Source organism: Streptomyces sp. NPDC048565, assembly GCF_040650935.1.
Classification (GTDB): Bacteria; Actinomycetota; Actinomycetes; order Streptomycetales; family Streptomycetaceae; genus Streptomyces.
The window spans coordinates 114,766-139,111 of sequence record NZ_JBEZIH010000013.1 but is presented as its reverse complement, the minus strand read 5'-3'; the positions used below and the strand labels follow the sequence as shown (position 1 = coordinate 139,111).

The window sequence follows — 24,346 nt, the reverse complement described above, 5'->3', positions numbered from 1 at the left end:
TCCCCAGCACCCCGGGGAGGCGGGCCGCGCGCTGTGCAGCAGACTGGGGCCTTGGCAGACACAGCTCTTGTCCTGGGTGCCGGAGGCGTCACCGGCACCGCCTGGGAAACCGGCATCCTGCACGGGCTCGCCAAAGCGGGCGTCGATCTCTCCACGGCCGATCTGATCATCGGGAGCTCGGCCGGAGCCATCGTCGGGGCGCAGCTGGCCTCGGGACTCGTCGCCGTCGGCGACCTCTACGAGCGGCAGCTCGCCGACCCGGAGGACGACAGGGGGGCCGCGGCCCGGCTCGGACCCGTCACCATCCTGCGGTACGCGAGAGCGATGCTCTCCTCCCGTACGCCCGAGGACTACGGCCGCAAGCTGGGCGTCCTGGCGCGCGACAGCCGGCCCGGAGCGACCGCGGCCGAGCGGCGCGAGGTGATCGCGAGCCGGCTCCCGTCGCCCGAATGGCCCGAACGCGACCTGCTGATCACCGCCGTGGACGCGTCGACCGGCGCGCTGCACACCTTCGGCAGGGCGGGCGAGGTCCCGCTCACGGACGCGGTCACCGCGAGCTGCGCCGTTCCCGTGGTCTGGCCCGTGGCCGGCGCCGGAGGCGGGAGCTGGATCGACGGGGGCGTGCACTCGCCGGCCAACGCCCACCTCGCCTCAGGCTACGAACGTGTCGTCGTGATCGCCCCCACCGCGAGCGGCAACAGGGTGATCGTCTCGCCCCGTGCACAGGCCGCCGAACTGGAGGCCGCAGGCGCCCGGGTCGAGGTCATCACCCCTGACGCGGGCACGAAGAAGGCCATCGGCCGCAACTCCCTGGACCCCGCGCGCAGGGCCGCCGCGGCCAGGGCAGGCCTCGCCCAGGCCGCCGCCCACACCGAAGCGGTCGCCGCAGTGTGGAACGGCTGACCGCGGGGCCTGACCCGGCGCTGCCAGAACCGGCGGGAAGCGGGCCCGGAGCCCGTCACAATGGGGGAGTGAACGAGTCGATACCCGTCATCCGCGACACCGACCGCGGCACCGCGAGGCTGCTGCCCGACGTCGACCGGGAGCGTGCCTGGCTGCTCACGGTCGACGGCGCCCCGCAGTCCTACGTCGATCTCGACGAGCCGGAGCACCTCGAATTCGAGTACGTACGCCGGCTCGGCCATGTCGTGGACCGGGCCGCCGCACCGGGGACCCCGCTGGACCTGGTGCATCTCGGCGGTGGCGCGCTCACGCTGCCGCGCTACGTCGCGGCGACCCGCCCCGGGTCGCGGCAGCAGGTCGCCGAGGCGGACCGAGGGCTCGTCGAGCTGGTCCACGAGCAGCTGCCGCTGCCCGAGCGGGCCGCCGTCACCGTGCACGCGACCGACGCCAGGGGCTGGCTCGAAGCGGCACCCCAAGGCTCCGCCGACCTCCTGATCGCCGATGTCTTCGGGGGCGCGCGGGTGCCCGCGCACCTCACCTCCGTGGAGTACGCGCGAGCCGCGGGGCGCGTCCTGCGAGCGGAAGGCGTCTACGCCGCCAACCTGGCCGACAGCGCTCCCTTCACCTTCCTGCGATCACAACTGGCCAACTTCGCCGAGGTGTTCGACGAGCTCGCGCTCATCGCCGAGCCCGCGGTCCTGCGCGGCCGGCGCTTCGGCAACGCCGTGCTGCTCGCCTCCCGCGCCCCGCTCGACATCGCGCCGCTCACCAGGCTGTGCGCGGCGGACGTCTTCCCCGCGCGGGTCGAGTACGGGGCGGGGCTGACCCGGTTCATGCGGGGTGCGAAGCCGGTGCGGGACAGCGAGGCCGTGGCCTCACCGGAGCCCCCCGACGGCGCCTTCAGCATCGGCTGACCCCCGGGCCGGGGCAGGGACGCTGATGTTCCTGACCGTGCTGCGGCGCGTCAGATTCCGTACATCAGGGACCAGCAGCACGCCCGCCGTCACGAGCACGATCAGAGCGGCACAGCCCCACAGCGCCTGGCTGCGGCCGACGAGCGTCTCGACGGGACCGGCCACCGCAGTGGCCAGCGGCACCATCGCGACCGAGCCGAACCAGTCGTACGCCGCGACCCGGGAGAGCTTCTCCTCCGGGATCTCCTGGTGGAGGGCCGTCATCCAGGACACGCCGAACACCTCGATGGCGACCCCGGTCACGAACATCACCGCGCAGAGTCCGGCCACGGGCAGCGGGATCGCGAGCCCCGCGGACGGCAGGGCCAGGGGGAACACGCAGAGTGTCCCGGCCAGCAGCAGCCGTCTGGGCTTCCACCGCATCATCAGCAGCGCGCCGCCCAGCGTGCCGACGCCGAACGCCGCGAGAGCGAATCCCCAGGGGCGGGCACCGCCGAGTTCGTCCCGCGCCACCAGAGGGCCGTACACCGCCTCGGCGGCCCCGACGACGGCCACGACCACGGAGAACTGCAGCACCACGGCCCAGAGCCAGGGACGGCCGACGACCTCCCGCCAGCCGTCCCGCAGGTCGGCGAGCAGCCCGCCGCCCGGGACCCGCGAGGGGATGTGGCTCACGTCCAGGAAGGCCCGCAGCACTCCGGCGACCGCGAAGGCCGCGGCGTCGACGGCCAGCACCCAGCCCGGGTCCATGGCCGCGATCATGGCGCCGCCGAGCGCGGCACCGCCGATGGCCGCACCGTGCATCGACATCCGGAAGAAGGCGAAGGCGCGGGCGGCCTGTTCACCGCTGACGCTGGACATCAGCATGCCCTCGGAGGCCGGACCGAAGAAGGCCTGACCTGTGCCGCAGAGGGCCGTCAGCACCATCATGTGCCACAGCTCGGCGTTGCCGGTCAGCACCAGCCAGGCGAAAAGCGCCTGGGAGACACAGTTGAGGGTGTTCGCGGCCACCATCACCCGGTGACGCGGCAGCCGGTCCGCCACCGCGCCGCCGATCAGCAGGAAGAGCACCAGTGGTGCCGTACGCGCGGCGGCGACCAGGCCGACGTCACCCCCGTCGCCGCCCGACTCCAGGACCGCGAACGCCGCCGCGATCAGCGCGCCGTTGGCACCCAGGCTCGAGATGACCGCGGCGCCGGTCAGCAGACCGAAATTGCGGCCTGCCGGCAGGGAGCGGGTGGCGGGGGAGTGCGAGGAGTCGGCGGAAGTCACCAGGGGACTATCCCCGTCGACGCGCCCCACCGCAAATGGGATGCCCCGGCTGCCGACGCCGAAGACTCAGGACGTGGACTCCGCACCCTCCGCAAGACGTACGGTGCTGAGGACCTTCTGGATGGTGGCGTCCGGGAGTTCGTCGTCGGTACCGGCGGCCGCGTAGAGAATCCAGGTCGAGTACTCGTCCTTGGCGTTCTTGAAGGAGAACGCGATCGACTTGCCGTCCGTGTCGCACTTGTCCTTGTTGGCCAGCCCAGTGGCGGTGGCCGTGACGGCACTTCCCGAGAGGCCCGACTTGGTCGTGTATGCCTTGGCCTTGGCGATCTTGACCTTGCTCTTGGGGTCCGACTGCGCAAAGGCGGCCCAGACCCAGTTGGACGCCTCGTTCGTGGCGGCCTCGTCCGTGCTCTTGGCGCCCTGCGCGCCCTTGGTGCCGACACCGGCCAGCTCGGTGTCCTCCTTGGTGCCGTCCATGTCGGCGTCGTCGGTGCACCACTTGGTCTTGTAGTACGCGGGCGCGGAGAAGCCCACAGCCGGCGCGCCCTCGGGGTCCTTGTCGTCCGAGAAGCCCGCGAACACTCCGGAGCCCGAGACCTCCCAGTCGCCGGGCACGTCGAACTGCGTACCCCACTTGGGGTTGGTCACGACCTTCCAGCCAGGAACCGTGGGCGCGGCGTCCTCGCCGCCGCGCGGGTTCTCGGCGGGGGCCGACGAGGACTCGGAGGCCTTCGCGGACGGTGACGGGGACGCCTTGCCCTCGGCCACGTCCGAGCCGCCCTTGTCGTCGTCCTTGTTCATGACGACGACACCGGTGACGACCGCCGCGACGACGACCGCGGAGGCGGCGACGACGGCGATGATCGTTGTCTTCTTCTTGTCGTCCGGCTTCGGGCCGTCAGGCCCGCCCGGTACGGCGTACTGCGGCACCGTGGGCTGCTGGTACGGGTTGGGCTGCTGGTATCCCGGCTGGCCCTGCTGCTGGTACCCCGGCTGCTGATACGGATTCGGCTGTTGGTACCCCGGCTGCTGGTACGGGTTCTGATTCTGGTCCTGCGGGTTCTGCTCGCCCCCGGGCGGCTGCTGTCCTGGCCACATGGCCAGTAACCATAGAGGGGTGGGGAGTGCTCTGCTACGGGCGCCCCTGTGAGGGGATGGTCAAAGACTGCTACCCGCTAGTAACATCGCCGCCATGAGCACTGAAGAGATGACAGTCGGCGAGATCCTTACCGCGAGCGTCCCGATGGTCAGGACCCTCGGCATCACGTACCTCGAGACGACCCCGGAGCGCGCCGTCCTCTCGCTGCCCGACCGGGCCGAGTACCACAATCACCTCGCGGGCCCCCACGCCGGAGCGATGTTCACGCTCGCCGAGTCGGCGAGCGGCGCGATCGTCGTCGCCGCCTTCGGCGACCAGATGGCCAGGGCTGTGCCGCTGCCCGTCACCACGGAGATGGCCTTCAAGAAGGTGGCCATGGGCGACCTCACCGCGACGGCGGTGCTGGGCCGCCCGGCGGCCGACGTGGTCGCCGAACTGGACGAGGGGAAGCGCCCGGAGTTTCCCGTGAGCGTCGAGATCCGGCGCGCCGACGGCGCCGTCACCAGCGAGATGAGCGTGATCTGGACCCTGCGCCCGAACCGTTGACCCCCGCCTCGCGCCCCGTGCCCCGACAAGGGGGGCGCGGCCGACACGACGGCTGCCCGGCCCGGTAAGCTGACCGCCGTGCACCATCCGTGGTGCACGGCTGCAGATCTCTTACGGGGAGGACCCGCGTTGCACGTCCAGGAGTGGCTCGAGACCGTCCCCGCGGTCAGCATTTACCTCCTGGTGGGGGTCGTCATCGCGGTCGAGAGCCTGGGCATTCCGCTGCCCGGCGAGATCGTCCTCGTGAGTGCGGCGCTCCTCGCCTCCCAGCACGGTCAGATCGACCCCGTGGTGCTCGGCGCCTGCGCGTCGGCCGGTGCGGTCATCGGTGACTCCATCGGCTATGCCATCGGCCGTAAGGGAGGGCGCCCCCTGCTCGCCTGGCTCGGCGGGAAGTTCCCCAGACACTTCGGGGCTCCCCAGATCGCCATGGCGGAGCGGTCGTTCGAGAAGTGGGGCATGTGGGCGGTCTTCTTCGGCCGCTTCGTCGCACTGCTGCGGATCTTCGCGGGACCGCTGGCCGGCGTCCTGCGCATGCCGTACTGGAAGTTCCTCATCGCCAATGTGCTCGGCGGAATCGTCTGGGCCGGCGGTACGACCGCCGTCGTCTACTCGGTGGGAGTCGTCGCCGAGGCGTGGCTCAAGCGCTTCTCGTGGCTGGGACTGCTCGCCGCCGTGCTGATCGGCGTGATCTCCATGCTGGTGCTGAAGAACCGTGCCAAGAAGGCCGCGGAGCAGGCCGAGGGGCCGGAGCAGCCCGGCCAGGCGCAGTCCTCCGAGCCGGACGCCGTCCCCGCGGCCGACTGATCAGCTCTCGCGGAGCGCCTCGCGGTGCGCCTTCGCCAGTTCCACGTAACCGGCCGCGTTGAAGGTGACGCCCTCACGCTCCTCGGCGGTCAGCTCACGCTTGACCTTCGCGGGTACGCCGGCGACGAGGGATCCGGGCGGTACCCGCATCCCCTGCGGTACGAGGGCCTGCGCCGCGATCAGTGAACCCGCTCCGATGTGTGCGCCGTTGAGCACGGTGGCGCCCATGCCGACCAGGACGTCGTCCTCGATGACGCAGCCGTGCAGCACGGCGTTGTGACCGACCGAGACCCTGGCGCCCACCGTCATCGGGAAGCCGGGGTCGGTGTGCACGCTGCAGTTGTCCTGGATGTTGCTGTCGGGGCCGAGGGAGATCGGACCGCCGTCGCCACGCAGCACGGCGTGGTACCAGACGCTGGAGCCCGCGGCCACCGTCACCTCGCCGACCACGACGGAGGTCGGCGCGAGGAAGGCGTCCGGGTCGATGTCCGGCTCCTTGCCGCCGATTCCGGTGATCAATGCCTGCGATGCCATCGTCTGCTCCTCCGGTGAAACGGTGAGGTGAGGTGCGCCCGGGGCCCTCGCTCCGTACGAACCGTCTCGGGGCCCCTTGCTCCGCACGAACCGTAATGGACGGTCCCGGCGTGCCGGGCGGGTGGGGTGAACATCACAGCTCGCCGCGCGGACCCGCTGAGGCCGGGCCGACTACCGTGAGCGGGTGCCGACGAACAGGAACACGTTCTCCTCCCTGGCCCTTCTGCGGCGTGGTCTCATGTCCCGCGCCGTCCACCGCGTCTGGGCCTGGGCGCAGGAGACGGGGGCGGTCACCGCACAGCATCCCGGGCGGCTGCGGTTCGGCCGTATCGGTACGGGAACCAGGCTCGCCTTCCCGCAGGGGACCGTGTTCGGGGAGCGCTGGATCGAGTTGGGCGATCACTGCATCATCGGCGAACAGGTGACCCTCACGGCCGGGCTGATGCCCGATCTGGACCTGGGAGCCGAGACCGTCCTGACCCTGGGCAACGGCGTGGTGCTGGGCCGGGGCAGCCATGTCATCGCGGACACCACGGTGTCGATCGGCTCGGACACCTACTGCGGTCCGTACGTCTACATCACCTCCACCAACCACAGTTACGACGACCCCCACGAGCCGGTCGGCAAGCAGTGGCCGCGCATGGAGCCGGTCGAGATCGGACCCGGCTGCTGGATCGGCACCGGAGCGGTGATCCTTCCGGGGGCCAGGCTCGGCCGTAACGTGGTGGTCGCGGCCGGGGCCGTCGTACGCGGAGAGGTCCCCGACCGTGCGGTGGTGGCGGGGGCGCCGGCCCGGGTGGTGCGGAGCTGGGACGCGGAGAAGGGCTGGCAGCCGCCGCTGCGTACGCCCGCACCGGTCCCGATCCCCGACGGGGTCACGTCCGAGCAGCTGGCCGCTGTGGCGGTGCTGCTGGAGGACGTGACCGACGGGGGCTGACCAGAGCCTGTCCCGGAAATGCCTGAGGAGCCCTCAGCCGGTCGCCAGCAGCAGTGTGCCGAGCAGAGCCAGGCCGGCGCCCGCCGCCTGGACACCGCGCAGCCGCTCACCCAGCACGCCCCGTGCCGCCAGCGCCGTCACCACCGGATACAGCGAGGCCAGGACGGCGGCCACGGTGACCGGGCCGTGCTGTGCGGCCATCGAATACGCGCCGTTGGCCGCGACATCGGCGAGCCCGACGAAGGCCAGCGCGGGCAGCGCGGCCCGTACGACGCCGGCCCCGCCCTCCTCGGGAAGGGCGCGGCCACCCCGGCGCACGGAGACGTACAGAGCCGTTCCGCCGACCGCGATGTTCGTGAGCCGCTGTACGAAGAGGGCCAGGAAGAGGCCGGTCACGGTCGTGGACGCCTCGGAGATCAACGCCATCACCGCACCGAAACCGAAGGCGGCCAGCAAGGTCAGCACGATCGCCTGGCGCTGCACCGGTGCGCCGCGCAGCTGTGGCCCTCCGGCCAGGACGATCCCCGCCACGGCGACCGCGATCCCGGCGAACTGCAGCAGTCCTGGCCGCTCACCGACGAGCAGCCCCACGCCGACGGGGACCGCCACGCCGAGAGAGCCGAGCGGGGAGACCACGCCCATCGGGCCCAGCGCCAGGGCCTTGTAGAAGCTCAGCATCGCGACCGGGCCGACGGCTCCCGCCGCCACCGCGAACCAGAGGCGGCCCCCGGCCTCGCTCCAGCCACCGGTCGCCATCACGACGATCCCGAGGACCGCGGCGGCTATGCACTGGGACACGACCACCACGGTGAGAGCGGGCGTGCGCCGGGTCAGGAGTCCGCCGCCGAAGTCGGCCAGTCCCCAGAGCAGGCTCGTGGCCAGGGCGAACAGCGCTGTCATCGGGTGCCTCGCAGTACAGTGCGGTGGTCGGGTGGGTACACCACACGGTAGTGCATTATTTTCGACCCTGTAATCCAGAATATTGGACGGAATGTGTCTGACCTCGATCAGCTCACCCAGTCGCTCGCCCGCAACCTCAAGCGCTGGCGGGGTGAGCGCGGGTTCACCCTGGACACTCTCGCGGCCCGGGCGGGGGTCAGCCGCGGCATGATCATCCAGATCGAGCAGGCCCGTACGAACCCGAGCGTCGGCACCACCGTGAAACTCGCCGACGCGCTGGGCATCAGCATCACCACACTGCTCGACTACGAGCAGGGGTCCCAGGTGCGTCTGGTGCCCGAGAGCCAGGCGGTACGCATGTGGTCGACGGAGGCGGGAAGTTCGACCACGCTGCTGGTGGGCACGGAGGCCAGGGGGCCGATCGAGCTCTGGTCCTGGCATCTGATGCCGGGCGACTCCAGCGCCTCCGACCCGCATCCGGAGGGGACGGTGGAGCTCCTGCATGTCACGGCGGGTGAACTGACCCTGATCGTCGACGGCGAGGCCCACGCGGTGCCGGCGGGCACATCGGCGACGTTCGAGGCCCATGTGCCGCACAGTTACCGCAATGACGGCTCCGAGCCCGTCGGCATGACCATGGCGGTCACGATTCCGCCCGTCCGGCGGGAGAGCAGGTGAGCCCGGTCCGGCGCGGGATCGCGGTCCGGGAGCGGGAGGGACGGAGCTCCGACGTCAGCGGCCGTCGGCACGGTGGCGCCCGAGCCACCCCGTGGCGAAATCCACCGCCGCACGGAGACGGAACAGCAGGCTGGGCGCCGCCCCCACCCGGCCGGTGCTGACCGCCCCGGTCCGCTCATGGCCGAAATCGGCACCGATGGCGGCGAAGTCGCTGTCGTCGAGCGCGATGTCCTCGTACTCCCACCAGCGCCTTCGGCCCTCCCGCGCCACCACGCAGCGGTAGAGGCGGCGGGGCGGAGCGGGGCGGCGGTACTCACCGAGGTGGAAGGCGGTGCAGCTGTCGAAGCCCGTCCCCAGCAGCAGGACCTGCGCATCGGCGTCGTACAGCCGGGCGAGGGGCGAGTCCTCGCCGAGGTGGCAGTCCTGGCGGTGGTCTGCGAGCAGCTTCGCCGCTGCCGGGCCGAGCGCGGCGAACGAGGTCTGGGGGTGGGCGCTGCGCAGCGCACCAGGTGACTGCCGCACGGTCTCGGCGAATGTCCCCATCGTCGGTGCGGGAGACGCCGCCGGGTCGAACGCGGGCATCGTCGCACGGACCTCCGCGCGGGCCCGGTCGCTCAGACTCCGGACGCGGTCCAGGTAGGAGCGCGAGGTGTCGGAATTCTCCGGGGTGAAGGCAGGGACGACCAGCGTGCCCTCCGGGCCGAGAGCCCCGCGCAGCGCATCCGCCATGCTCAAGGCGCTCCCGCCCGCGGAGCGCATCGAGGCGTGCACCAGCAGCACACCGCCGCACCGCACGCCGAGCTCGTACAGCTGGGACGCGGTTCGTTCATCCCCGAGGAGGGGCTGCGGCGTCACGAGATGCGATGTCACGGTGGACATTCTCCTCGTCGGAGGACTCGCGCGACACCACGCCTCCCGCCGCAGGAGGCCCCGGTCAGCGGCTGGGGCCCAGGCGGGGTATCTCGATGGCCGGGCAGCGGTCCATCACCATGGAGAGGCCCGCCGCGCGCGTGCGCCCGTAGGCCTCCTCGTCGATCACGCCGAGCTGGAACCACACCGCCTTCGCGCCGACCGCCACCGCGTCGTCGGCGACCGCGCCCGCCAGGTCGCCGTTGACGAAGACATCCACCACGTCGACGGGGAAGGGTATGTCGGCCAGTGAGGCGTATCCCTGTTCGCCGTGGACCGGCTCCGCCTTGGGGTGGACGGGCACCACCCGCTTGCCGAAGCGCTGGAGGACCTCCGCCACGCCGTAGGCCGCGCGGGAGCGGTTGGTGGACAGACCCACCACCGCCCAGGTGTCGCCCGTGTCCTGGAGGATCCTGCGAACCGTCTCATCGTCTGCGTACATGCCCTGACAACGGACGGCACGGGTCGGCCATTCCCCACGGAAGGGTGAAAACGCGGGGCGGACCGGCGCATAGGGTGGGCGGATGCAGGAGCAGTACCGGACAGTCGCCCACGCGGGCGTGCACGAGACCGAGGTCAGCCGATCGCGTTTCCTCTGCGCGCTCGCCCCCGCCGCCACGGAACAGGAGGCGCAGGACTTCGTCGCACGCATCCGCAAGGAGCACCCCACCGCCAGCCACAACTGCTTCGCGTACGTCATCGGCGCCGAGGCATCCGTGCAGAAGGCCAGTGACGACGGGGAGCCGGGCGGGACGGCCGGGGTCCCCATGCTGCAGATGCTCATGCGCAGAGAGGTGCGGTACGCCGTCGCCGTCGTCACCCGCTACTTCGGCGGGGTCAAGCTCGGCGCGGGCGGACTGATCCGGGCGTACGGAGGGGCTGTCGGTGAGGCGCTCGACGCCCTGGGCACGACGACCCGCCGCCGGTTCCGCCTCGCGACGATCACCGTGGACCACCAGCGGGCAGGCAAGCTGGAGAACGATCTGCGCGCAACGGGCCGGGCCGTTCACGAGGTGACCTACGCGGAGGCCGTGACCCTCGCGATCGGGCTGCCGGACGCCGAGGTCGAGGACTTCAGGGCCTGGCTTGCCGACGCGACCGCCGGCTCCGCGACGCTCGAACTGGGCGGCGAGGCGTACGGGGAGGTCGCGGGCGGATGAAGGGGAACATGCGGACCGTGGCCATGGTCGGAGTGACACCGTGAGGATTCTGCACACCTCGGACTGGCACCTGGGGCGGTCCTTCCACCGAGTCTCGATGCTCGACGCCCAGGCCGCCTACCTCGACCACCTCGTGAGAACCGTCCAGGAACACGCGGTCGACGTGGTCGTGGTGGCGGGCGACGTCTACGACCGGGCCGTGCCCCCGCTGTCGGCCGTCCAGCTCTTCGACGACGCGCTGCACCGCCTCGCCGCCGCCGGAGTGCCGACGGTCATGATCTCCGGGAACCACGACTCGGCCCGCAGACTCGGCGTCGGAGCCGGGCTGATCGCACGGGCCGGGATCCATCTGCGTACCGACCCCGCGGACTGCGCGACCCCGGTCGTGCTGCACGATGCACACGGCGACGTGGCCTTCTACGGACTGCCCTATCTGGAGCCCGCACTCGTCAAGGACAGCCTCGGTGCGGCGAAGGCCGGGCACGAAGCCGTCCTGACGGCGGCCATGGACCGGGTACGGGCGGATCTCGCCACCCGGCCCGAAGTCACCCGGTCCGTCGTGCTCGCGCACGCGTTCGTAGCGGGCGGGGAACCCAGCGACAGCGAACGCGACATCACCGTCGGAGGTGTCGCCGCAGTGCCCGCAGGTGTCTTCGACGGCGTCGACTACGCGGCACTCGGCCACCTGCACGGCTGCCAGACGGTCACGGAGCGCGTGCGCTACTCCGGCTCGCCGCTCGCGTACTCCTTCTCCGAGCACGCGCACCGCAAGACGATGTGGCTGATCGACCTCGGCCCGGGCCAGGACCTCGCCGCTGAGCGCGTCGACTGTCCGGCGCCGCGTCCGCTCGCCCGGCTCCGCGGACACCTCGGCACGCTGCTCGACGACCCGGCCCTCGAACGGCACCGGGAATCCTGGGTGGAAGCCACCCTCACCGACCCGGCGCGGCCGGACGAGCCGATGGCCCGGCTGACCGAGCGCTTCCCGCACACGCTCAGCCTGGTCTTCGATCCCGAGCGTTCTCCGCAGGATCCCCTCGCGTCGTACGCGGAGCGGCTGAAGGGGCGTGACGACCAGCAGGTGGCGGAGGATTTCGTGGCCCATGTACGCGGCGGCAGCGGACCCAGCGCACAGGAACGGACGGTGCTGCGCGCCGCCTTCGACGACGTACGGGTGAGCGACGGAGTGGACGAGGTGTCGCGTTGAGGCTGCACAAGCTGACCCTGACCGCGTTCGGACCGTTCGGCGGCGCACAGGAGGTCGACTTCGACACGCTGTCGTCGGCGGGGATCTTCCTGCTGCACGGTCCCACCGGAGCGGGCAAGACCTCCGTGCTCGACGCCGTCTGCTACGGCCTGTACGGGGCGGTGCCCGGAGCCCGGCAGAGCCCCGGCACCTCCCTGCGAAGTGACCACGCCCAGGTGGACCGGCCGACCGAGGTGCGCCTGGAGCTGACCGTCGGGGGGCGCCGTCTGGAGGTCACCCGACGGCCCGCCCAGCCCCGCCCCAAGAAGAGGGGCGGCGGCTTCACGACCGAGAAGGCGCAGAGCTGGCTGCGGGAGTACGACCCCGAGCACGGCTGGAAGGCGCTCAGCCGCTCCCACCAGGAGATCGGCGAGGAGATCGGCGGGCTCGTCGGGATGAGCCGGGACCAGTTCTGCCAGGTGGTGCTCCTGCCGCAGGGCGACTTCGCGCGGTTCCTGCGCGCCGACGCGGAGGCACGCGGAAAGCTGCTCGGCAGGCTCTTCGACACCCGGCGGTTCGCGGCCGTCGAGGAGCGCCTTGCCGAGCTGCGACGGACGGCCGAGGCCCGGGTCAGGGCGGCGGACGAGCAGATCCTCGCCCTGGCCCAGCGCATCGCCCAGGCGGCCGGTCCCGCCGCCGGGGAGGCGGCGCTTCCCGAGGAGAGGCCGGGAGAGCCCGGCCTCGCCGAAGGGGTCCTGCAGTGGGCCGCCGTCGCGCGCGGCGCGGCCCATGAACGGCTCGACATCGCCCGGTGCGTCCTGACCGCGGCCGAGGGCCGGAACGCCGCCGCCGGCCACCTGCTCGAAGCCCAGCGTGAACTCGCCCGGCTCCAGCAGCGGTACGAGGAGACCCGTCGCCGTGCCGAGGGCCTCGAGGACCGCCGCGCGGAACGCGACCGCTGCCACGAACAGCTGGCCCGTGCGCGCAAGGCGGACCTGGTCGCCCCGGCACTGGATCTGCGCGAGGAGGCCGGGCGGGCCCACCGCACGGCTGCCGAGGCCCGCGAACGCTCCCGCGCCGGGCTGCCCCCCGAACTGGCCGAAGCGGGCTTCGAGCAACTGGCCGGAACGGAACGCAGGCTGCGGGCGGAGCTGGGCGCACTCGACGCCGCACGCCGGGCCGAACACCGCAGCCGGGACATCGACGCCGAACGGTCCCGCCTGGAAAGGCAGTCCCGTGCCGACGACGAACTGATCCAGGAGACGTCGCAGTGGCTGGCGGGCTGGGACGTCACCCACCGCGACCTCACGGAACGCATCGAGACCGCCCGGGACGCAGCGACCCGCGCGGAACAGCTGGCCGGCCGGCTCGCCCCCGCGCGCAGAAGGCTGGAGGCGGCGCGCCGCCGTGACGCTCTCGGCGCCCGGGAGGAGACGGCGGCGGCAGTTCTGACCGCGGCCCGAGAGCGTGCCATGGACGCGCACGAGAGGTGGCTGGAGCTGCGGGAGCAGCGACTGCGCGGTATCGCCGCGGAGTTGGCCGGGCAGCTCGTCGACGGTGTCGCCTGTACGGTGTGCGGCTCGGCGGAGCACCCGGAGCCGGCCCGCGCGGAGTCCGGCCATGTCGACCGGGCCACGGAGGAGGCGGCGCTCGCCGCCCACCAGCAGGCCGACAGGGCACGCGCGGACGCGGAGCGGGAGCTCGGGGTCCTGCGCGAGCGACTCGCGGCGGCCCGTGCGGACGCGGCGGACCCGGAGGACCCGGAGGACGGAGCAGCCGCCCCCGGCACGGTGGGTACGGAGGACCGAGCAGCAGCCCCCGGCACGGCGGGCCGGCAGGGCGTGACCGGCGCGCCCGCCCCGGCGCCCGCCTCGGTGGCCGCGTTGCAGGAGGCCGTCGACCGCCTGGGCAGGGAACACGCGCAGGCGCATCGACTGGCCGCGGGAACGCACGCAGCGAGGGAAGCACTCGCCGCCGCCGAGCGTGAGCATCTGGGCCGCATCGACGACCGGCAGCAGGCCGAGCGGCGCGCGGCTGCCCGCACCTCGCAACGAGAAGCGCTTGACCGCGAACAGGTTACGCTGGAAGCCGAGTTGGAGAAGGCCCGCGGCGCCTGCGCCTCCGTGGCCGAGCACGCCGCGCTGCTGGAGCGCCGCGCCGGGTTGCTCGCCGACGCCGCCGAGGCGCTGCGCGCCGAGCAGAGCGCGGCCGAGCGGCTCAAGGAGGCCGACGGCAGACTGGCCGACGCCGCTTTCCGGGCCGGATTCGGCACGCCTGAGGCGGCCGCAGCCGAGCTCCTCGACGACGCCGCGCAGCGGGAGCTCCAGCACCGGATCGACGCCTGGCAGAGGGAGGCCGCCACGGTCGCCGACCGGCTCGCGGAGGAGGACGCCGGGGCCGCCGCCGACCAGCCGGCCGCGACACCGGACGCCGCGCAGGAGGCGTACGACCGCTCCGTGCAGGCGCTGCGCGAGGGCGCCGCCGCGCATGCCGCCGCACAGGAGCGCGGTGCGGAACTCGCCCGGCTGTCACGTCGTGCCGAGGCGCAGGTGCGCGACCTGGGCCCGCTGCGCCAGGAGTACGAGAGGGTGGCCCGCCTCGCCGGGCTGACCGCGGGCACCTCCGCGGACAACGAGCGCAAGATGCGGCTGGAGGCGTACGTACTGGCCGCCCGCCTCGAACAGGTGGCCGCCGCGGCGACGGCCCGCCTCCAGCGGATGTCGGCCGGCCGCTACACGCTGGTCCACTCCGACGAGCGCAGCGGCGGCCGCAGGGCGGGCCTCGGCCTGCACGTCGTGGACGCCTGGACCGGCCGGGAGCGCGACACCGCGACACTGTCCGGGGGCGAGACCTTCTTCGCCTCGCTCGCGCTTGCACTCGGCCTCGCCGATGTGGTGACGGACGAGGCGGGCGGGGTGCGTCTGGACACGCTCTTCATCGACGAGGGCTTCGGCAGCCTGGACGACCAGACACTGGACGAGGTGCTGGACGTCCTGGACTCCCTGCGCGAACGCGACCGCAGCGTCGGCATAGTCAGCCACGTGGCCGACCTGCGTCGCCGCATCCCCGCCCAGCTGGAAGTGGTCAAGGAACGGCACGGTTCGGCGGTGGTCCATCGGGCCGCGGGCACGGGCACGCTCAGCGGCTGATCGCCCGACGAGGGAGGGGCGAGGAGCAGACCGCACGGGTGCGGCTGCCGAACAGGGGAGGCCGGTTCACGCGCCGAGAAGCGCCGCGAACAGGCCCTCACCGTCGTCGCCGGCGGGCAGGCCGCTGACCTGACCGTCACCCACCTCCACCACCCGCCACGCGCCGTCCTCCCGCAGGGCCATGTCGGTGGTCACCCACCGGCAGCCGAGCGCGCGCACGGCCTCGCCGACGGCGTCGAGTTCGGGCACCGGGAGCAGGCCGGGTGTGTCCGGATGGGCTGTCACCCGCACCGCCCGGCCGTCCAGCCACCACACCCGTGCCTCACCTCCGGGCACGAACGGCTCGTAGGCGCGCAGCACCACTCCGCCGGCCAGGTAATTCCCCTGCAGTTCGAGGAACCGTCCGACGACTCCGGTGAGCCGCTCCATGTCCCTCAGCTCCGGCACGAAGCACGCCTCGTGCCATTCGTGCTTACGGGACTTCACGAAGTCCTTGACGATGCCGGGGCCCGGGCCGAGATCCCCGGCGAGACCCGACCACACGGACGGATCCGGCACAGGCTCTCCCGCCGGCAGGACGCGCCAGACGCTGTGCGGGGTGACCGCGGTGAACGCCGCGTACCAGCCGGGGAGTTCATGGGCGCTGCGGTACGCGGCGGAGTCGGTGAGCAGCGAGCAGCCCCGGGCGGCGAGCGCGCGCTCCAGTTCCGCGTAGCGAAGGGGCGGAATCATCCAGCCCCGGTACCAGTACGGCCCGGAGTCCCGTGGGACGCGGCCCACGGCGGCCTCCGGTTCCCCGGCGAGCAGCGCGTCGTGATCGATCAGGACGGTCCGCGCACCGGCGCGCCGCGCCGCGGACGCCTCCTGGGCGAACTCGGAATCGGGATGCCGCGGCCGCAGCGGGTCGCAGCAGAAGAGCAAGCCGGGTCGAGTCATACGGATCTCGTCCTTCGGACGGTCGGCGGAGGGCACAGGCGCGCCGGTGGCGCGGGGCCGGTGACGGGCACCGGCCCCGCGCTGCCGGGTCAGAGCTTGGAGAGCTCGTCCACCAGGTCGTCCAGGCCGAGCGAACCCTGCGAGAGGGCCGCCATGTGCCAGGCCTTGAGGTCGAACGCGTCGCCGTGGGCCTTCCTGGCGTTCTCCCGGCCCAGCAGCCAGGCGCGCTCGCCCAGCTTGTAGCCGATGGCCTGCCCCGGCATCGACAGATAGCGGGTCAGCTCGCTCTCCACGAAGTCGGCGGGCCGTCCGCTGTGGCTGCCGAAGAACTCCTGCGCCAGTGCCGGGGTCCACCGCTCACCGGGATGGAACGGGGAGTCCGCGGGGATCTCCAGCTCCAGATGCATGCCGATGTCGACGATCACCCGGCAGGCACGCATCATCTGTGCGTCCAGATAGCCGAGGCGGCGCTCCGCGTCCGGCAGGAAGCCCAACTCGTCCATGAGGCGCTCGGCGTACAGCGCCCAGCCCTCGGCGTTGGCGCTGACCTGGCCGACCGAGGCCTGGTAGCGGGAGAGGCTGTCGGCGACATGCGTCCACTGCGCGATCTGCAGGTGGTGGCCGGGCACGCCCTCGTGGTACCAGGTGGACACCAGGTCGTAGACGGGGAAGCGCGTCTCGCCCATGGTGGGGAGCCAGGTGCGGCCGGGCCGCGAGAAGTCCTCCGAGGGCCCGGTGTAGTACGGAGCGGCGGCGCCGCCCGCGGGAGCGATCCGGGACTCCACCTTCCGGACCCGCTCGGCGAGTTCGAAGTGGGTGCCGTCGAGCGCCTCGATGGCCTCGTCCATCAGGCTCTGCAGCCAGACCCGGACCTCGTCCACGCCCTCGATGTGCTTGCCGTGCACATCGAGATGCGCGAGCGCCTCCCAGGGACCCGCACCCGGGAGGATCTTGTCGGCCTCGGTCTTCATCTCGGCCAGCAGCCGGCGGTATTCGGACCAGCCGTAGGCGTACGCCTCGTCGAGATCCAGGTCCGTGCCGTTGAACTGGCGCGCCCAGCGGGCGTAGCGCTCCCGGCCCACCGTGTCGGGGGCGCCCTCGATCGCGGGGGCGTACACGTCCCGCATCCAGTCCCGGAGCGAGACGAGGGACGCGGCGGCCCGCTCCGCTGCTTCGTCCAGCTCCAGGCGCAGTGATCCGGGCCCCTCGGCCACGAAGTCCTGGAAGAAGCCGGGGTCTCCGTCCTCCCCGGCCCAGGCCCCCAGCTGACCGATGAACGTCGCTGCCGGGCGCGGGCCGCCGTACAGCTCGCGTTCCAGACCGAGGGCCAGCGAGGCGCGGTAGCCCTCCAGCGCCGCGGGGACCGCCCGCAGCCGGTCCACGACCGCGGCCCAGTCCTCGTCCGTCGCCGTCGGCGTCGCCGAGAACACATCCCGGAGGCTGTGCGCCGGGGAGTGGATGTTGGAGACGGCGCGCAGGCCCTCCTCGGCCTCGTGGACGGCGAGTTCGGCCGTCAGGCGCTCCCTGAGGAGTCGCGCGCAACGCCTCTCCTCGTCGGTCTCCGCGCCCGGCACCTGCTCGGCGGCGTCGAGTCGCGCGAGGGTGTCGCGGATGAGTCCGGCCATGGCGTCCTGGCCTGCGGGCGAGAAATCGGGCAGCCGGCGGGAGCTTTCCGCGACACCGAGATAGGTACCGGTGATCGGGTCGAGTTCGATGTACGCGTCGACGTAGGCGTCGGCGACCTGGCGCGGCAGTGCGCTGCTCGATGTGTCTGACATGGGGACATCCTCGTACGGCGAGGGCCTCCACGTCACGGGGGAACAGGATTCGGCCGGAGGAAGATCCTTCGTGGCGCGGAGACGCCGGGCAGCTCAGGGGCGCCGGGCCTGGTCCGAGGTGCCCGTGGCGGGCGGCATCAGGGGGCCGCACTCCCACTGCTGGAAGATCAGCCGGGTCTCCACACGGGCCACCTCGCGGCGTGAGGTGAATTCGTCCAGCACCAGGCGTTGCAGATCCGTCGGGTCGGCGACGGCCACATGCACCAGGTAGTCGTCAGGACCGGTGAGGTGGAAGAAGGCCAGGGACTCCGGCAGCGCCCTGATCCGTTCGACGAACGGGCCGATGAGCTCCCTGCGGTGCGGCCGCACCTGCACCAGCAGCAGCGCCTCCAGGCCCCGGCCGAGACGCGCCGGATCGAGCCGGAGCCGGTGCCCGAGGATCACACCGGACCTGCGCAGTCGCGCCACGCGGTCCAGGCATGTGGACGGCGCCACTCCGACTTCCGCCGCGAGCTCCCGGTACGTGGTCCGCGCATCGTTCTGCAGGAGACGCAAAATGTGCAGATCAACCGGATCGAGAACGACGGATTCAGCCATCGGGCGAACGTAGCACGGCCGATGGACACCACCGCCCGGTCGCTGTTCAGGCTGGTGACATGGACACCGAAGCCTCCTCGCTGACATCCCAGCCCTCCTTCCGGTCCAGGGCGCTCGCCACCGAAGCCGTGCACGCCGGACGCGACGATCTCGCCTCTCTCGGACTGCACGCCGCGCCGATCGATCTGTCCACCACCTATCCCTCGTACGACTCCAGGGGTGAGGCCGCGCGCATCGACGCCTTCGCCACCACCGGGGCCAGGCCCGACGGCCCGCCCGTGTACGCACGCCTCGACAACCCGACGACGGCCCGCTTCGAGACGGCGCTGGCCCGGCTCGAGGGCGCGGACAGCGCCGTCGCCTTCGCCAGCGGAATGGCGGCGCTCACCGCGGTCCTGCTGGCCCGCGCGAGCCTGGGGCTGCGCCATGTCGTCGCGGTACGCCCGCTCTACGGCTGCAGTGACCACCTGCTGGGCGCCGGACTGCTGGGCACCGAGGTGACCTGGACGGATCCCGCGGGCATCGCCGACGCGATCCGCCCGGACACCGGTCTGGTGATGGTCGAGACGCCCGCCAACCCCACCCTCGCCGAGATCGACATCAGGGCCGTGGCGCACTCCTGCGGCTCCGTGCCACTCCTCGTCGACAACACGTTCGCCACGCCCGTGCTGCAACGGCCGATCGAGGACGGGGCGCGGATCGTGCTGCACAGCGCCACCAAGTACCTCGGCGGTCACGGTGATGTGATGGGCGGAGTCGTCGCCTGCGACGAGGAGTTCGCCGCGACGCTGCGGCAGGTGCGCTTCGCCACCGGGGGAGTGCTGCATCCGATGGCCGGCTATCTGCTGCTGCGCGGTCTCGCCACCCTGCCGGTACGCGTACGGGCCGCCTCGGCCGCCGCGGCGGAACTGGCCCGCAGGCTCTCGGCCGACCCTCGTATCGCCCGGGTGCACTACCCGGAGGTGGGCGGCGCGATGGTGTCCTTCGAGGTGTTCGGGGATCCCCACGGCATTATCGCGGGAGTCCGTCTGATCACGCCCGCCGTGAGCCTCGGCAGTGTGGACACCCTCATCCAGCATCCGGCCTCCATCAGCCACCGCGTCGTGGGTGAGGGAGACCGGAGGGCCGCCGGGGTCGGTGACCGTCTGCTGCGGATGTCGGTGGGCCTGGAGGACGTCGAGGACCTCTGGGCGGATCTGTGCCAGGCGCTCAGCGCCGGAAGCGCTGATCTGCCGGTTCCGTCACCGGCGGGGCGGACTGCCGGGCAGGAGCCGCGGCGAGCCGGGCGGTGACGACCAGGGTGCCCTCCTCGATCTGGTAGTCGAGGGGCAGCGAGAGCGCCCGCATGGCGGCGACCATCCCCGTGTTGTGGGCCTGTGTCACCGCGTAGACGCTCTCGCAGCCCGCCTCGACGGCCAGGGCCACCAGCCGGGCGAGGAGCTCGGAACCGATGCCCCTGCGCTGCCAGTCGTCCTCGACGATGAGGGCTACCTCGGTCTCGTCGCCGTCCCACAGCAGATGGCCGAGCGCCACCAGTCGGCCCGAGGCCGTCTGCACGGCGAGGGTGCGGCCGAAGCGGGGGCTCAGCAGGTGCTCCAGATACCGGTCGGCGTCACGGACCGGACCGTGGTAGCGCAGGCCGAGTGTGCTCTCCGAGCAGCGGCCGTGCATGGCGAGGGCCGCGTCGAGGTCACCCCGGTCCGCGCGGCGCACGGTGATCTCGTTGCCCTCGGGCAGGGTGAGGACGTCCTCGCTGCGCGGTACGCGCGGGCCGAGCCGTGCGTCCAGCTCGACCAGGGCCCTGGCGCGGGCGAACTCGGTCGGGGTGAAGGGGAGGTTCGGGCGCTCGACGGTGATGACACCGCCCGACGGATCGCGCAACCGCATCACGGTGTCCTCCAGGACACCCTCCACCGGTGAGCTCTCCCCGGTCGGGCGGCCGGTGATCGACAGGGCGGGCAGCGAGTGGATGGTGCACCGGCCAAGGAGCTGACGCAGGGCGAGCGGGAGTTCGGCCGCGTCCAGCGCCGTGCGGGTGGCGAGCCCCAGGACCCGGGTGGGCGTGTCCACCAGATCGTGGGCGTCGGCGCGCTCGATCCAGGTCGACGACCCGCCGGCGGCTGAGATCTCCCGGGTGAGCTGCTGGGCCGGCAGTGCCGCGGGCGCGCGCAGCAGGAACTCGTCGACGGTGCCGTCGGCCAGCGGGTGCGTCTGCAGGGTCAGGATGTCTATCCGGTGCCCGGCCAGGGCGATGCAGAGGGCGGCCAGGGTGCCGGGAGCGTCCCGCACCGTCGTCCGCATCCGCCAGAGCACCGTTTCGCCGGGCTCCTCGGCGTCGGTCCCTTCGACGGCATCGACGGCATCGACGGCATCGACGGCATCGACGGCATCGGCCGCTTCGGGCCCGGTCCCCGTATCCGGGGGCGGCGCGTGGCTGTGCCGCCTTGCCCACCATGTGTGGAAGGCGGCCGTGGCGACGAGGGCCACGGCCGATGCCATGAGCAGATAAGGCCCGTCGGGCTGGTGCCCGATCAGGTTGGCGACCGCGTCGGCCACCGCCACGGCGGTGAAGAGCGCGGCCAGCTCGATCAGGTCCCGCCGCCAGTGGTGCGGACGGCGGGCACTCTTCGCGGATGTCACATCAGTCATGTCTTCCACTCTGACCGAATGGTGTTGCCTGATCACGAACGCACTGTGACTGATGGGTTACGTGTGGATCTGGTCGCCTTCAGGGCGTTATTGCATGGATCACTGCCCGACGCGCCCGGGCTGGAGCACCTTGGTGAACAGGACCGCGCCGCCCTGCGCCCGGAGCCGCACGGTCAGCTCCCCGCTCCCGCCGTCGATGTCGACCTCTCCGAAGAACTGCGGCTGCTCCATCGGGGACACGTTCTCCCGGTCCGGTGCCCGGACGAACACCCGGTCGGGGCCGAACGTGCCGTCCAGCGCGTTGGCGGGGAAACTGCCCGCGGCCAACGGGCCCGAGACGAATTCCCAGAACGGCGCGAAGTCCTTGAAGGCCGCGCGCTCGGGAGCGTAGTGCTGGGCGGAGGTGTAGTGCACATCGGCCGTCAGCCAGACGGTGCCCGTGATACGCCGGTGCTTGATGTGGCGCAGCAGCTCCGCGATCTGCAGCTCGCGCCCCAGCGGTGCGCCCGGGTCGCCCTGGGCGACCGCTTCGAAGTCGGTGTCGCCGTCCGTGACCACCAGGCCCAGCGGCATGTCGGCGGCGATCACCTTCCACACCGCACGCGACCGCGACAGCTCGCGCTTCAGCCAGGTCAGCTGCTCGGCGCCGAGGATGCCCGTGGTGTCGTCGGGCTGCCGGCCGGGGGAGTTGGCGTTGCGGTAGGACCTCATGTCCAGGACGAACACATCGAGCAGCGGACCGTGCCGCACGACACGGTGCATGCGCCGCTCCTGCGGCGGCACCTGGAGCGTCGGGACGGGGAAGTACTCGCGGAACGCCCGCATCGAGCGCGAGGCCAGCAGATCCACGTTCTTCTCGGTGTAGCGGACGTCGTCGAGGATCTGCCCCGGGTACCAGTTGTTGCGCACCTCGTGGTCGTCCCACTGGATGATGGCGGGAACCTGCGCGTTGAACGTCCGCAGGTTGTCGTCGAGGAGGTTGTACCGGAAGTTCCCGCGGTACTCGTCCAGGGTCTCGGCGACCTTCGACTTCTCCGGGGTCGTGATGTTGCGCCAGACCCGCCCGTCGGGCAGCGTCACGCTGGGTTCGAGCACCCCGTCCGCGTAGATGTTGTCGCCGCTGCACAGGAAGAAGTCCGGGTCCAGACGGCGCATCTCGTCGTACACCCGGTAGCCGCCGATGTCGGGGTTGATGCCCCAGCCCTGTCCAGCGATGTCGCCGGACCAGAGGAACCGCACCCCGTCACGGCGGCGGGCCGGGGCCGTGCGGAAGGTGCCGTACACCGGCTTGCCGGAGCGGCGGGGGTCGTCCGGGTCGGCGAGCGTGACGCGGTAGTGCACCTGCTCGCCGGCCGGCAGTCCGTGCAGCGGGGTGGTGCCCGTGTAGTCCGTGGAGGCGCCGATCAGCGGGCCGTGCCAGGTGCGGGCGCGACGGAAGGACTCGGTCGCCGACGTCTCCACCATCATCCGGGCGGGGCGGTCGGAACGTACCCACACCAGGGCGGACGACGCCGTGACATCACCGACCTGCACGCCCCAGGACGCGCTCGGCCGGCCCGACCGTGCGAACGCGGGGGCGGCGGCCGTTACGGGCACGGCGACGGCCGCCGAGGCCAGGAGCGAGCCGCGCAGTACGGTGCGACGGCCGGGGACGAGGGGACGGTTGGACATCGATGCGCCTCCAGGGGCGGATGCGGCTGCCGGAACAGCGGGGTCGTGCAGGGCTGGATGCAGACCCATACCTAGTCCCCGGCAGCGGCCGGTACGCCAACCGCAGATGAACAACCGGTTCGGTCCGCTCCTGCTCCCCGCCCCTCGACCCGCTTGCTACGACCCGCTCCCTACGACCCGCTTGCTACGACCCGCTCCCTACGCCCCCCGCCGGGGCCCGGGCGCCGGGCCGCGTCGTGCCGCCCCGGCCAGGAGACGTACGCCGTGCTCGATGGCGGAGGGCGCCATATGCGCGTAACCGAGCACCAGACGGATGGTGCTGTCCTTCGCACCGCCCGCCGTGCAGTCGCTCAGCGGACGCAGCGCGATCCCGGCGGCCGTCGCCCGCCGCAGGAACTCGTCCTGCGGACCCCACCGTTCGGGCAGCCGGGCGATGATGTGCAGACCCGCGGAGATCCCGCTGACCCGCGTCCCGGGGAAGTGAGCGGCCAGTGCTCCCGTCATGGCGTCACGGCGCTCCCGGTACGCGCGCTGACAGCGGCGAAGCTGCCGGTCGTAACCGCCGCCGGCCACGAAGTCCGCCAGTACGGCCTGGTCGACGGCCGGGTTGCCGAGGTCCATCGTGCGCTTGCGGGCGACGACGGCGTCGGTCATCGACTCGGGGGCGATGAGCCAGCCGAGCCGAAGGCCGGGAGCAAGGGACTTGCTCACCGAGCCGGTGTACACGACATGTTCCGGGTCCAGACCCTGGAGCGCCCCGACCGGCGCCCGGTCGTAGCGGAAGTCGCCGTCGTAGTCGTCCTCCATGATCACGCCCGAGGTGCGCCGGGCCCAGTCGAGCAGCTCACCACGTCGCCCGGAGGAGTAGGCGATGCCGGTGGGGAACTGGTGCGCCGGGGTCGTGACCACGGCGCGCACGCCGGAGCGCAGCAACGGGTCCACCGCCAGACCGTCGTCGTCGAGCGGCAGCGGAACCGTGGTCAGGCCGGTGGAGGCGAACAGCGAGGTGTGCTCAGGGCTGCCGGGGTCCTCGACACCGACCGACGTCGCCCCGCGCTCGCGCAGGACGAAACCGAGCAGGGTCGTCGCCTGGGCCACTCCCGAGCACACCACCACCCGCTCCGGGTCGGCCACCACGCCACGGCGCCTGGTGAGCAGGGAGGCCAGCGCCACGCGAAGTTCCGGCAGGCCGCGCGGATCCGGGTAGCCGAGGGAGCTGTGCGGCAGCCGGTCCAGGACCGTGCGGTGAGCCGAGGCCCAGGCGCTCCGCGGGAAGAGCGAGAGATCCGGGGTGCCCGGCCGGAAGTCCACCCGCGCGCCGGGCCCGCGCGGTGACAGATCCCGCGCCACTCGCGCGGCGGGCCGCACAGCGCCGCTCACCCAGGTGCCCGCGCCCCGTCCGGCGCGCAGGTAACTCTCCGCCGTCAGCTGCTCGTACGCCTCGGTCACCAGGCCGCGCGACACCCCGAGATCGGCGGCGAGCTCACGGCTGGCCGGCAGACGGGTCCCGGCCGGCAGCCGGCCCGAACGCACGGCATCGCGCAGGGCCGACTGCAGGGCGCGACCTCGGCGGCGTGCGGGGGCCGACACGGCGGGGAGCAGCAGTTCCCAGGCGGCGGAGGCGCTTCCTCCGCCGCCCGGGGACGCCGGAGACGGTGGTGGATTGGTCCCCGAAGACGTCATGGAAGTGGACCTTAATCCGGACCGCCGCGAAATCTAAC

The 24,346-nt window shown here is 72.3% G+C and carries 22 protein-coding genes; 10 read left to right on the top strand and 12 right to left on the bottom strand.

Annotated features, from left to right (window positions below):
* The first annotated feature begins 51 nt into the window (after positions 1–51).
* On the top strand, positions 52–903 hold the full coding sequence (locus AB0C75_RS17940; protein WP_362891792.1) for a patatin-like phospholipase family protein: 852 nt from the start codon (positions 52–54) through the stop codon (positions 901–903).
* Positions 904–971: 68 nt separating this feature from the next.
* Positions 972–1,817 (top strand): fused MFS/spermidine synthase, encoded by an 846-nt coding sequence (locus AB0C75_RS17935; protein WP_362891791.1) that lies wholly within the window; start codon positions 972–974, stop codon positions 1,815–1,817.
* Here AB0C75_RS17935 and AB0C75_RS17930 read toward each other — a convergent pair.
* Both AB0C75_RS17930 and AB0C75_RS17925 read right to left on the bottom strand, forming a co-directional pair.
* Entirely contained in the window at positions 1,779–3,089 is a 1,311-nt protein-coding gene (locus AB0C75_RS17930; protein WP_362891790.1) for an MFS transporter, read from the bottom strand. The two genes, AB0C75_RS17935 and AB0C75_RS17930, sit on opposite strands and share 39 nt — an antisense overlap.
* A gap of 66 nt (positions 3,090–3,155) precedes the next feature.
* Positions 3,156–4,187, bottom strand: a complete 1,032-nt coding sequence (locus AB0C75_RS17925) for a hypothetical protein (RefSeq protein WP_362891788.1) — start codon at positions 4,185–4,187, stop codon at positions 3,156–3,158.
* Between the two features lie 109 nt (positions 4,188–4,296).
* On the opposite strand from AB0C75_RS17925, the gene AB0C75_RS17920 reads away from it, so the two are divergent.
* Positions 4,297–4,734, top strand: a complete 438-nt coding sequence (locus AB0C75_RS17920) for a DUF4442 domain-containing protein (protein ID WP_362891902.1) — start codon at positions 4,297–4,299, stop codon at positions 4,732–4,734.
* Positions 4,735–4,863: 129 nt separating this feature from the next.
* Positions 4,864–5,541: a DedA family protein gene (locus AB0C75_RS17915; protein ID WP_362891786.1), complete on the top strand. Its 678-nt coding sequence runs from the start codon at positions 4,864–4,866 to the stop codon at positions 5,539–5,541.
* On the opposite strand, the gene AB0C75_RS17910 is transcribed toward AB0C75_RS17915, so the two are convergent.
* A complete protein-coding gene (locus AB0C75_RS17910; protein ID WP_362891784.1) occupies positions 5,542–6,075 on the bottom strand; it encodes a gamma carbonic anhydrase family protein in 534 nt (177 codons plus the stop codon).
* A 184-nt stretch (positions 6,076–6,259) separates the two neighbouring features.
* Here AB0C75_RS17910 and AB0C75_RS17905 point away from each other — a divergent pair, with 184 nt between their 5' ends.
* A complete protein-coding gene (locus AB0C75_RS17905) occupies positions 6,260–7,012 on the top strand; it encodes a DapH/DapD/GlmU-related protein (RefSeq protein ID WP_362891782.1) in 753 nt (250 codons plus the stop codon).
* A 33-nt stretch (positions 7,013–7,045) separates the two neighbouring features.
* On the opposite strand, the gene AB0C75_RS17900 is transcribed toward AB0C75_RS17905, so the two are convergent.
* A complete protein-coding gene (locus tag AB0C75_RS17900; RefSeq protein WP_362891781.1) occupies positions 7,046–7,912 on the bottom strand; it encodes an EamA family transporter in 867 nt (288 codons plus the stop codon).
* 93 nt (positions 7,913–8,005) lie between these two features.
* On the opposite strand from AB0C75_RS17900, the gene AB0C75_RS17895 reads away from it, so the two are divergent.
* On the top strand, positions 8,006–8,590 hold the full coding sequence (locus AB0C75_RS17895; protein WP_362891779.1) for an XRE family transcriptional regulator: 585 nt from the start codon (positions 8,006–8,008) through the stop codon (positions 8,588–8,590).
* 54 nt (positions 8,591–8,644) lie between these two features.
* Here AB0C75_RS17895 and AB0C75_RS17890 read toward each other — a convergent pair whose 3' ends face one another.
* Together AB0C75_RS17890 and AB0C75_RS17885 are read right to left on the bottom strand one after the other, a co-directional pair.
* Positions 8,645–9,469 carry an AAC(3) family N-acetyltransferase gene (locus tag AB0C75_RS17890; protein ID WP_362891777.1) on the bottom strand — a complete coding sequence of 275 codons (825 nt, stop codon included), beginning with the start codon at positions 9,467–9,469 and terminating at the stop codon, positions 8,645–8,647.
* A gap of 55 nt (positions 9,470–9,524) precedes the next feature.
* Positions 9,525–9,941 (bottom strand): CoA-binding protein, encoded by a 417-nt coding sequence (locus AB0C75_RS17885; protein ID WP_362891775.1) that lies wholly within the window; start codon positions 9,939–9,941, stop codon positions 9,525–9,527.
* A gap of 82 nt (positions 9,942–10,023) precedes the next feature.
* Here AB0C75_RS17885 and AB0C75_RS17880 point away from each other — a divergent pair, with 82 nt between their 5' ends.
* From AB0C75_RS17880 to AB0C75_RS17870, 3 genes are read left to right on the top strand one after another with little or no spacing between them, the layout of a single operon-like run.
* Positions 10,024–10,659, top strand: coding sequence for a YigZ family protein (locus AB0C75_RS17880; protein ID WP_362891773.1), 636 nt, complete (start codon positions 10,024–10,026; stop codon positions 10,657–10,659).
* Positions 10,660–10,699: 40 nt separating this feature from the next.
* A complete protein-coding gene (locus AB0C75_RS17875) occupies positions 10,700–11,866 on the top strand; it encodes an exonuclease SbcCD subunit D (protein WP_362891771.1) in 1,167 nt (388 codons plus the stop codon).
* Entirely contained in the window at positions 11,863–14,994 is a 3,132-nt protein-coding gene (locus tag AB0C75_RS17870; RefSeq protein WP_362891769.1) for an SMC family ATPase, read from the top strand. Before AB0C75_RS17875 ends, AB0C75_RS17870 begins: the two co-directional genes overlap by 4 nt.
* A 66-nt stretch (positions 14,995–15,060) precedes the next feature.
* Here AB0C75_RS17870 and AB0C75_RS17865 read toward each other — a convergent pair whose 3' ends face one another.
* From AB0C75_RS17865 to AB0C75_RS17855, 3 genes are all read right to left on the bottom strand, one after another.
* Complete coding sequence (locus tag AB0C75_RS17865; protein ID WP_362891767.1) at positions 15,061–15,930, bottom strand: ATP-grasp domain-containing protein; 870 nt, start codon at positions 15,928–15,930, stop codon at positions 15,061–15,063.
* Between the two features lie 89 nt (positions 15,931–16,019).
* Positions 16,020–17,708 (bottom strand): DUF885 domain-containing protein, encoded by a 1,689-nt coding sequence (locus AB0C75_RS17860; RefSeq protein ID WP_362891765.1) that lies wholly within the window; start codon positions 17,706–17,708, stop codon positions 16,020–16,022.
* Between the two features lie 93 nt (positions 17,709–17,801).
* Positions 17,802–18,305: an Lrp/AsnC family transcriptional regulator gene (locus tag AB0C75_RS17855; RefSeq protein WP_362891763.1), complete on the bottom strand. Its 504-nt coding sequence runs from the start codon at positions 18,303–18,305 to the stop codon at positions 17,802–17,804.
* A 59-nt stretch (positions 18,306–18,364) separates the two neighbouring features.
* Between AB0C75_RS17855 and AB0C75_RS17850 the strand changes: the two genes are divergently transcribed.
* Complete coding sequence (locus AB0C75_RS17850) at positions 18,365–19,597, top strand: PLP-dependent transferase (RefSeq protein WP_362891761.1); 1,233 nt, start codon at positions 18,365–18,367, stop codon at positions 19,595–19,597.
* Here AB0C75_RS17850 and AB0C75_RS17845 read toward each other — a convergent pair.
* The 3 genes from AB0C75_RS17845 to AB0C75_RS17835 form a co-directional block, all read right to left on the bottom strand.
* Positions 19,515–20,945, bottom strand: a complete 1,431-nt coding sequence (locus AB0C75_RS17845; RefSeq protein WP_362891900.1) for a GNAT family N-acetyltransferase — start codon at positions 20,943–20,945, stop codon at positions 19,515–19,517. The two genes, AB0C75_RS17850 and AB0C75_RS17845, sit on opposite strands and share 83 nt — an antisense overlap.
* Positions 20,946–21,053: 108 nt before the next feature.
* A complete protein-coding gene (locus AB0C75_RS17840; protein ID WP_362891759.1) occupies positions 21,054–22,625 on the bottom strand; it encodes an alkaline phosphatase D family protein in 1,572 nt (523 codons plus the stop codon).
* 198 nt (positions 22,626–22,823) lie between these two features.
* Positions 22,824–24,308, bottom strand: a complete 1,485-nt coding sequence (locus AB0C75_RS17835; protein ID WP_362891757.1) for a PLP-dependent aminotransferase family protein — start codon at positions 24,306–24,308, stop codon at positions 22,824–22,826.
* Between the last annotated feature and the right edge of the window lie 38 nt (positions 24,309–24,346).

What these genes read in the sequence shown, in the direction of transcription:
- AB0C75_RS17880 (WP_362891773.1), top strand. Translation starts at nt 10,024, where the DNA reads ATGCAGGAGCAGTACCGGACAGTCGCCCACGCGGGCGTGCACGAGACC.
- AB0C75_RS17920 (WP_362891902.1), top strand. Translation starts at nt 4,297, where the DNA reads ATGACAGTCGGCGAGATCCTTACCGCGAGCGTCCCGATGGTCAGGACC.
- AB0C75_RS17910 (WP_362891784.1), bottom strand. Translation starts at nt 6,075, where the DNA reads ATGGCATCGCAGGCATTGATCACCGGAATCGGCGGCAAGGAGCCGGAC.
- AB0C75_RS17860 (WP_362891765.1), bottom strand. Translation starts at nt 17,708, where the DNA reads ATGTCAGACACATCGAGCAGCGCACTGCCGCGCCAGGTCGCCGACGCC.
- AB0C75_RS17850 (WP_362891761.1), top strand. Translation starts at nt 18,365, where the DNA reads ATGGACACCGAAGCCTCCTCGCTGACATCCCAGCCCTCCTTCCGGTCC.
- AB0C75_RS17835 (WP_362891757.1), bottom strand. Translation starts at nt 24,308, where the DNA reads ATGACGTCTTCGGGGACCAATCCACCACCGTCTCCGGCGTCCCCGGGC.
- AB0C75_RS17855 (WP_362891763.1), bottom strand. Translation starts at nt 18,305, where the DNA reads ATGGCTGAATCCGTCGTTCTCGATCCGGTTGATCTGCACATTTTGCGT.
- AB0C75_RS17890 (WP_362891777.1), bottom strand. Translation starts at nt 9,469, where the DNA reads ATGTCCACCGTGACATCGCATCTCGTGACGCCGCAGCCCCTCCTCGGG.
- AB0C75_RS17925 (WP_362891788.1), bottom strand. Translation starts at nt 4,187, where the DNA reads ATGTGGCCAGGACAGCAGCCGCCCGGGGGCGAGCAGAACCCGCAGGAC.
- AB0C75_RS17840 (WP_362891759.1), bottom strand. Translation starts at nt 22,625, where the DNA reads ATGTCCAACCGTCCCCTCGTCCCCGGCCGTCGCACCGTACTGCGCGGC.
- AB0C75_RS17885 (WP_362891775.1), bottom strand. Translation starts at nt 9,941, where the DNA reads ATGTACGCAGACGATGAGACGGTTCGCAGGATCCTCCAGGACACGGGC.
- AB0C75_RS17900 (WP_362891781.1), bottom strand. Translation starts at nt 7,912, where the DNA reads ATGACAGCGCTGTTCGCCCTGGCCACGAGCCTGCTCTGGGGACTGGCC.
- AB0C75_RS17865 (WP_362891767.1), bottom strand. Translation starts at nt 15,930, where the DNA reads ATGACTCGACCCGGCTTGCTCTTCTGCTGCGACCCGCTGCGGCCGCGG.